General features: G+C 68.2%; 7 protein-coding genes. 3 read left to right on the top strand and 4 right to left on the bottom strand.

The window, feature by feature from the left end; genetic code table 11:
* Positions 1 to 63: 63 nt before the first annotated feature.
* Positions 64 to 1,917, bottom strand: coding sequence for an RICIN domain-containing protein (locus tag ACJA3G_RS04645; RefSeq protein WP_406551582.1), 1,854 nt, complete (start codon positions 1,915 to 1,917; stop codon positions 64 to 66).
* Positions 1,918 to 2,702: 785 nt separating this feature from the next.
* Positions 2,703 to 2,855, bottom strand: coding sequence for a hypothetical protein (locus ACJA3G_RS04640; protein ID WP_406551581.1), 153 nt, complete (start codon positions 2,853 to 2,855; stop codon positions 2,703 to 2,705).
* 9 nt (positions 2,856 to 2,864) lie between these two features.
* Here ACJA3G_RS04640 and ACJA3G_RS04635 point away from each other — a divergent pair, with 9 nt between their 5' ends.
* Both ACJA3G_RS04635 and ACJA3G_RS04630 read left to right on the top strand, forming a co-directional pair.
* Entirely contained in the window at positions 2,865 to 3,089 is a 225-nt protein-coding gene (locus ACJA3G_RS04635) for a helix-turn-helix domain-containing protein (RefSeq protein ID WP_406551580.1), read from the top strand.
* A 187-nt stretch (positions 3,090 to 3,276) separates the two neighbouring features.
* The gene (locus ACJA3G_RS04630; RefSeq protein ID WP_406551579.1) at positions 3,277 to 3,741 is read left to right on the top strand and encodes a nitroreductase family deazaflavin-dependent oxidoreductase; all 465 of its coding nucleotides are present in this window, start codon (positions 3,277 to 3,279) and stop codon (positions 3,739 to 3,741) included.
* A 175-nt stretch (positions 3,742 to 3,916) separates the two neighbouring features.
* Here the strand turns inward: ACJA3G_RS04630 and ACJA3G_RS04625 are convergent, their stop codons facing one another.
* Both ACJA3G_RS04625 and ACJA3G_RS04620 read right to left on the bottom strand, forming a co-directional pair.
* On the bottom strand, positions 3,917 to 5,545 hold the full coding sequence (locus tag ACJA3G_RS04625) for a class I adenylate-forming enzyme family protein (RefSeq protein WP_406551578.1): 1,629 nt from the start codon (positions 5,543 to 5,545) through the stop codon (positions 3,917 to 3,919).
* Positions 5,546 to 5,816: 271 nt separating this feature from the next.
* The gene (locus ACJA3G_RS04620; RefSeq protein WP_406551577.1) at positions 5,817 to 6,350 is read right to left on the bottom strand and encodes a hypothetical protein; all 534 of its coding nucleotides are present in this window, start codon (positions 6,348 to 6,350) and stop codon (positions 5,817 to 5,819) included.
* A gap of 520 nt (positions 6,351 to 6,870) precedes the next feature.
* Between ACJA3G_RS04620 and ACJA3G_RS04615 the strand changes: the two genes are divergently transcribed.
* The gene (locus ACJA3G_RS04615; RefSeq protein WP_406551576.1) at positions 6,871 to 7,671 is read left to right on the top strand and encodes a hypothetical protein; all 801 of its coding nucleotides are present in this window, start codon (positions 6,871 to 6,873) and stop codon (positions 7,669 to 7,671) included.
* Positions 7,672 to 7,674: the final 3 nt, after the last annotated feature.

Below are 7,674 nucleotides of genomic sequence, written 5' to 3'. Positions count from 1 at the left end.
TGGCTCCGGTGTGAGGGGGGTGGCAGGGGCCGTATGAGCACGGCCCCTGCCGTCAGTGGGGGGTCAGGATGCTTGCTTCAGGGCCCAGTCCTGGTACTTGGAGGTGTCCGGGTCCTGGAGTTCGAGCAGCCACGCCCCGTAGTACGGGCGATTGCCGACACCCAGGACCAGTGAGCTGTTCTTGGCGGTCAGGCGCAGGCCCGTTCCGGACTTGGTGAGCCGCCACTGCTGGGCGTCACTGCCGGAGCAGGGTCGCTGGGCGACCCACTGGCCGGGGGCCGCGGCCCCGCCGAGCTGCAGGCACTTGCCCGACACGGCCGAGCGAAGGCGCGCACTGCCGCCGGCAACGTCATCGAAGTACCACTGCTGAGGGGTGAACCCATTGGGCTGGGAACCGACAAGGACGGTACCGTCCGCGCTCCCGCCGCCCCAGATCTCCGCCGCAAGCCCGGTGTGACCGTTCGTCAGCGTGTACCGCGTGCCGGGCTTGGTAGCGGTGCCGCCGACGGGCGGGGTGTGGAACGACAGCGCGCGGCCGGGTCCGGAGTCGCGGCCGGCCTGGTCGCGGACCGAGACGGCGAGCCTGTAGTCGGTGTCGGGCCGCAGGTTGTAGACCCGCGCCGAGTTGGGCTGGACCCATGCCAGGTGGCTGTCGTTGAGCAGGAGCTGATACCAGGCCACGGAGGACGCCGCCGGCCAGCTGACCACGGCCGAGTCGGACGTCAGCTGTCCGAGGACCGGGACGGGGCCCGTCGTCGGTCCGGTGCTGCCGGTCGGGGTCGGGGTCGGCTTCGGGGTCGGGGTGGGGCTCGGGTCCGGGTCGGGCCGGGTGCCACCGCCGGTCATCAGGAACTGGTTGTTCGCGACGTTCCAGTGCGTGGCGAGGTAACTGCCCGCCCGCGGACTGGTGTTGTAGTAGTCGTCGTGGTTGCAGTCCAGACGCTCGTCCTGGCTCCGCTCGGTACAGACGTTGCGCATGGTGGGGTAGTAGGGCGTGTCCGAGTAGCACATGATGTCCCACTCGTCGGTGCAGTGCGCACCACGGCTGCTGTTCGGTGCGCTGTTGTTCACCGCACCGAGGTTGTGTCCGAGCTCGTGCGCCGCGGTGGAACCGCTCCAGCATCCGGCGTCCGTGCGGCCGTAGGAGGGGCCGAAGTTGCTGAGGTTGGCGGCGCCGGGGCGCTCGTCACCGTTGAAGGTGCCGATGCCGCAGTAGACCTTGGCGTCCGCGAAAATCATGTACTTGCGGTCGCGCCGGTCGAAACCCTTCTGCGCGAGTGCGGAGTTCAGCGCACCGAACTCGGCGAGTGCCGAGCTCGTCACCTCCACGTTGAGCACGGACGGCGTGCAGTCGGCGCCGGTCACGAACCGGATGTGCCGTACGCCCCCGGTCTCCTGCGCGCTGGCGAAGTAGATGGTGTCGGCGTCGGCGGCCCACCTGCGGAACGACGCCAGGTACTCGCCGTACCGGTCGTTGCCGGGACCGTGCGCGTACACCACCTGGACCCGGTTGCCCGTGCTTCCGTCACCGTCACACTGCACCGCTTGACCACCTGACGCGGCCTTCCCGCTTCCGGTGCCCCGGGCGGGGGCGGCGGGCGGCGTCTTGGCGGCGGTGCCCGTCTGGCCGGTGCCCGTCTGGCGGGCGTCGACAGCAGCCGTGGTGCCGGAGGACGGCTGTTCGGTGGAGGGTTTTTGGGTGGCGGGACGGCTGGGCGTTACGGCCGTTCCCTGTGCCTTCACTGCGGGCGGTGTGTCCTTGGAGATGTCCACCCCCTTGGGCGGCTTGTCGGGACCGTGCGTGCACCGGCCGTCGGCGGTGCGCAGAACGCCGGCGCACCGGTCACCCTTGGGCGCGGAACTCAGGCCCTTGTAGACCAGGCCGCGCTTGCGGTCCTCCTTGGGTATTCGGGTCACCGGTTCCGGGGTCTTGTCGTGCGCGGGTGCCGGAGCGGGACCGTCCACAGCGGCCTGCGCCGCGCTGATCTCAGGTCGGGACGAGTGGTGGTCGAAGACGCCACCGAGCGCCGCTGTACCGACGAGTGCTCCCGCCGTGACGGCTACCGCTGCGACGAAAATGCCGCGTCTTCGCCGACGTTGCTGAACCTGTCTTCTGCGACCGGACAAGGCCACACCTCATTTCTGTGGGGGAGTTGTGGTTGGCCGGAAGTGTGCCAGAACGGATGCACGGACTGACAGGGCCGCTTTGTACGGGGAATGGGAGCGGGCACTGCGGAAGAATGCGCGAGAGTGGACGACAGGACCCCAAGTTCCCTTCCACGTAAGGGATTTGGGTGCACGAGAACCAAAGGTCTATTCCAATGAGCGGCAAACCCGGGGGGCGTTACTTAGAAAGATCGTTATCATGGAATGAGTGGCTCCACTTGTGTGCAATTGCACAGAGTGTCGGCACTCTCACCCAAGATCACATTCTTGGGGAATCCGTTTAGGTAAGCCCAAGGCGCGCTTATGGAGCCGCCGATGACCCATTGCAGGTACTCGGCTACAGCCTGCTGAAAAGAGCGCCCTCACCCCTGACCGCCCGTCTGCCTGGGCGACTTCCTCTGCTACAACTCGTCCTCCTGCGGCAGCGGTTACTGATCTGCCTTCGGCCCTGACACGGGGGGGGCACGCGCGCAGCAGGTGCCTGCGCTGCAACAAATGGATGACGCACGAGCACAGCCACGGACAGCCCCTGGTGCTCAGGTGGTCAGCTGCGCCAGAAGGGAGGGGTGGTCGGCCAGGGCGGTGCGAAGCAGTTGCTGGGCGAAGGGCGTGTACTGGCCGCTGTCGGCGGCCGTCCAGTCGATCGGGCCGAAGGCGGTTCGGGGTCGTACGGGGTCAGCGGACGTCACCTGTCCCGGTTGTTCCGCGACCAGCTCGGACAGACACCGGCCCAGTTCGTACGGACGGCCCGCGCCGAGGCTGCCTCACAACTGCTCATCTCCACAGCACTGCCGCTGGCGTCGATCGCGAGGCGCTGCGGGTTCAGCTCCGCCGAGACGATGAGGCAGGTGTTTCTCGACCACTACGGAACGACACCGAGCCAGCACCGCATAGTCCACGGCGCTCCCCAGCTCGCACCCTGATCCCTGCGCCTGGCTGTTCGCGCCTGGTCATGTGGAGACGGGAGCCTCGGTCTCGGGCTTGGGCTGGGCTCGGGGACGGTGTTGCGGCCGGTTGGGTGCTGAGAAATGCCGGACTTCCGGCAGCGGGACCCCTGCCCTTGTGTTGAACTGGGCAACACAGTCTTCAGGCGACGATGGGGTGACCGCGATGCCTCTTCAAGGCGAGTACGAGCCCAGCCCGGCGCAGTGGGTGCGCGAACAGGTCGAGCTGTATGAGAGTTCGGGCGGCACGCGGGGGGCGACGCTCTGGGACACCGGCCTGCCCGTCGTCATTCTCACGACCCGCGGTGTGAAGAGCGGCAAGATCCGCAAGGTCCCGCTGATGCGCGTGGAACACGAGGGGCGGTACGCGGCCGTGGCCTCGAAGGGCGGCTTCCCCCGGCACCCCGTCTGGTACTTCAACGTCGAGTCCGATCCTCACGTGGAGCTCCAGGACGGCGCCATGCGACAGGACATGACGGCCCGTGAAGTCAGCGGGGAGGAGAAGGCCCAGTGGTGGGAGCGTGCCGTCGCCGCGTATCCGCCGTACGCCGAGTACCAGGCGGCGACCGACCGCGTGATCCCCGTCTTCGTGCTGGAACCCATATACGCGGCGGGGCCGGCGGACGCCTGACCCTGCCCGGGCCGATCATGGGGCGAAGGCACCTGTCCTGGGACGCGACACGGCGCGCGTGCGTGCGTGCGTGCCAGTGCAGCTCTTCGGCCCGCCCGTCGCCGCACGCGGACGGGCCGGATCAGCAACATCTGCTCCTGGCAGGCGATCGACGCACCTTCGGCGGCAGCGCCGCCTACGGAGTGCCCGGGGCCGTGCTCGTCCACGTGGCGCGCAGCGCCTTCTTGTCCACCTTGCCGACCTTGGTCATCGGCAGCTGATCGAGCAGGACCGTCCTCCGGGGTGTGTACAGCTCTCCCAACTCGGCGGTCACCGCGGCGGCTACCACGTCCGGGTCGACATCAGCGCCCTCGGCCGTGGCCAGGAAGATGTGTACGGCCTCCCCGTAGTCCTCGTCCGGTACGCCCAGCGCCGCCGCGTTGAGCACCCCGGGCAGCGTGAGCAGGAAGTCCTCCAGGACCCGGGAGTAGACGTTGTCGCTGGTGCTGCCGGTGATGATGATGTCCTTGGCCCGGTCGACGAGATAGAGGTACCCCTCGGTGTCGAGGTAACCCATGTCCCCGGTACGCAGCCAGTCACCGTAGAACGCCTCCGCGGTGCGCACCGGGTCCTCGTAGTAACCGAGCATCACGGCCCTGCCCCGGACGCACACCTCACCGATCTGCCGGGCGGGCAGCGCCGCCGCACCGTCTTCACCACGGATCTCGATCTCGGTGTCGGATATCGCGCGACCGCAGCTGCGCCAGAGTTCGGGCCGCTGGGCTCCCGCCGAGGCGAGGTCCTCGGCACCGAAGGCTGCGATGCCGAGCGCCTCCGACTGCCCGTAGCCCTGACTGAGTACGGGCCCGAAGACCTCGACCGTCTGCTGGAGCCGGGTGGGTGACGAGGCCGCGCCGCCGACGACGATGCTCCGCAGCGCGGGGAGTGCGCCCGGTTCGCACTCCGGGTGGTCGAGCAGCGCGTACAGCATCGGTGGGACGAACATGGTGGCGGTGATCCGTTCCTCCCGCAGTACCGCCAGCGCCGCACCCGCCTCGAACTCGGGCAGCACGACGAGGGCGCAACCCCGCACCAGCGCCTGGATCGACGTGAGGTGGCCACTGCCGTGCGTGAGCAGCGTGGAGACGAGTACCCGGTCCGTACCCGGTTTCATGGTCGGGAAGAAGCCCGGGGCAGGAGAGTCCCGCGGGCCGTCCTCCACGAGATCCAGCACCACGTCGTACAGCCGGTGGCTGTGCGCGGCGAGCTTGGGACGGCCGAGGGTGCCGCCGGTGTAGAGGACGGTGACGGCCTCGTCCGCTGCCGGGGCCGGCACGCCCTCGGGGCGCACCACAGGGCATTCGGCCGCGACGGCCAGCAGGTCGGTGCACCGCTGCTCACAGGGGCCGACGCTGAGTAGCACGGGTGCGTGGACACTCCGGTTGGCCGCGTCGGCGGCGCGTGCCGCGAAGACCGGGTCGGTGACCACGACGCGCGCCTTGGACTGCTCGACCAGCGCGGCGAGTTCGCCGGGTCCTGGCTCGGGCGGCAGGAACACCACGCGGCAGCCGATGAGATGGACCGCGAGCTGCACCAGGACGGAGTCCACGCGGTTGGCCAGGAACAACCCCACTCCGTCGCCGGGCGCGAGCCCCTGCCGGCGCAGCGCGTGCCCCAGACTGAACAGCCGCCGCCGAGCCTCCCCCCGGGTCAGCCGCTGGGTCCCCTGGGCAAGCGCCTCGGCGTCCTCGTCCTTGTGCCAGTGCTCCAGGATGTGGTCCAGGTATGTTTGCGGTTCGGATGTTTCCTGCGCGTTAACGATCATGAACACATGCAAGCACGCCGCTCGGGAGCCGCGACCTGGCAGGGGGCAACTTCAGCCACCAGCCAGCGGAACACTATGCTTCGTTATGGGATGGTTGGTCGGCTACCCGGCGTGCGTGTCCGCGACCACCGCCAGCCGGAACCGCGTGCGATGAATCGGCAAGATCAGGACTCTCCCAGGCACACGCCTGGGCCCCCAACCACTTTGATGGTTTCGTTGTGCGAACTCAGAGACGAGCCGCTCCGGGCGCGGACTCCAAGGTGACCATCGGTCAGGGCGTCCCGCCGATTTGGAGGAAGACCCCTTCCCGGGGGTTGGTGCTGCCGGGGTTGGGAGTCAGAGTGAAGGTGACCGACGTCAAGGTTCCAGTGAGGCGGACAATGCCGTTGGAATCAGTGGGCGCGGTCGACCCGGGGGGAGGTTGGAACACCTTGCCGGTGACCTGATTGCCCGTCACCTTGAAATCGGCGTCGCCGCTGACGCGGGTGACCTGAATGACCGTCGTAGCCGGCGTAACCTGCGTGAACGTCAGCGTGGAGCTGAGTGACCCCAGATAGAAGACAGGATTCTTCAACGGGATGGTGAACGTGGCCTTGAATTCGTGACCTGCGGCTCCAACGATTTCCACCATGCCGGTGGCAGCCAACGGCGGGTTGAAGGCCGTGGATCCGAAGCCGGGGTAGTCGTCCTTGAAGAAGAAGGCAGTGCCCATGGGGCCGGTGAGCGTCACGGGGCCCAGACACCCGGTCGCGCCGTTGGGGTCGGCCGACTTCCAGTGGACGAACTCTGTCTGAGGCGTTGCCATGGGTATCGACCTTCCTGCGATTCGGGCCCACGTTGAACCAAGGGGTTCGCCCCCAGAGGCTCCCGCCACACCTGGCTCACCAGGGCGGGTTCCGGATGAGCTACCTGGAGCGGCGCCGGCCGCGCGCATCCCCTCAACGGCCGCCTTGCCTAGTGCACAAGGAAGGCCCTACTACCCCGAATGTCCCTTCTTTTCAGATTAGCCTGCTCCGAGGTTCGCGTCTCCCCGAGTGCTGTTCGTTTGGCGGCGCCCTCCCCGAGGTCCGCCGCCACATGCCCTCATGTCGACCGTGCAGCCCGCCTGGCAAAAACGATGAGCTCCACCTCCTCGACGAACACCATGGCCGGTCAGGCCCGGCCCTCCGGGTGAGCGGCATCCTTCTGGCGGAACAGAGATCCCTCGTTCGGGGACGGTGATCGTTTCGCGGTCGGGGTGCACCGGCGAGCACGACATGCTCGCGGTGCCTTGCCGCGCCCGCGGCAAGGGACTCCCGCCTGCCCGCCCCCGGAGGTGGCCCCTCGTGGTCCTCGTCATTGTCGTCGCCGTCGTTGCCCTGCTCGCCGGTCTGGCCGCCAACCGCTGGCTGCGGCCAAGGCTGCTCAGCGAGGACGACGAAACGGGCATGGCCGTCAAGGACCTCGTTGGACCGCTCCTCACCCTGACCGTCCTGCTGCTCGCCTTCGTCCTGGTCACCGCCAACGGCTCCTACGGCAAAGCCGAAGTCGCCTCGCGCGGGGAGGCCCGGGCCCTGGACCAGCTCGTGGAGACCGCCGAGTACGCGCCCGACGCGCAAAGGGCACGGATCCAGGCAGACGCGGTCTGCTACGCCCGCGCCGTGCGCACCCAGGAATGGCCGGCCATGTCCGACGGCAACGGCTCATCGGGGCCCAGCGTGTGGTCCACCGACGTCCGGCAGACATACCGCCCCCTTGAGGGCAAACCCGTTTTCGGCATGCTGATCGCCGCCGACAACAAGCGCTCCGACGAGCGCGAGGAACGCCTCACCCAGGCGAGCGCGAGTATCCCCAGCACCTTCTTCTGGTTCCTGCTCGCCACCCTCGTCATCACCGTCATGGCCCTCGGCATCTGTCTACCCCGCAAGAACAACCGCGGCCAACTGCTCACCCTCACAGTGATCACCGCACTCCTCACGACAATGCTGGTCATCATCCGGGACGTCGACCGGCCCTTCGGCGGCATCATCGACGTCGAACCGACGGCAATCAGCGAAGTGGAGCGCCAGGCCACCCGCGACTTCGCCGCCCACCCCCCATCCATCCAAATCCCCTGCGACGACAAGGGCGTGCGTCGCGACGTCTGACCC

This window comes from Streptomyces sp. YS-3 (assembly GCF_045257485.1).
Classification (GTDB): domain Bacteria; phylum Actinomycetota; class Actinomycetes; order Streptomycetales; family Streptomycetaceae; genus Streptomyces.
The sequence above is the reverse complement of the archived record's forward strand: the minus strand, read 5'-3'. Positions and strand labels throughout refer to the sequence as shown.

Excerpts from the sequence above, each read along its gene's own strand:
- ACJA3G_RS04630 (WP_406551579.1), top strand. The coding sequence starts at position 3,277 with ATGCCTCTTCAAGGCGAGTACGAGCCCAGCCCGGCGCAGTGGGTGCGC.
- ACJA3G_RS04620 (WP_406551577.1), bottom strand. The coding sequence starts at position 6,350 with ATGGCAACGCCTCAGACAGAGTTCGTCCACTGGAAGTCGGCCGACCCC.
- ACJA3G_RS04625 (WP_406551578.1), bottom strand. The coding sequence starts at position 5,545 with ATGATCGTTAACGCGCAGGAAACATCCGAACCGCAAACATACCTGGAC.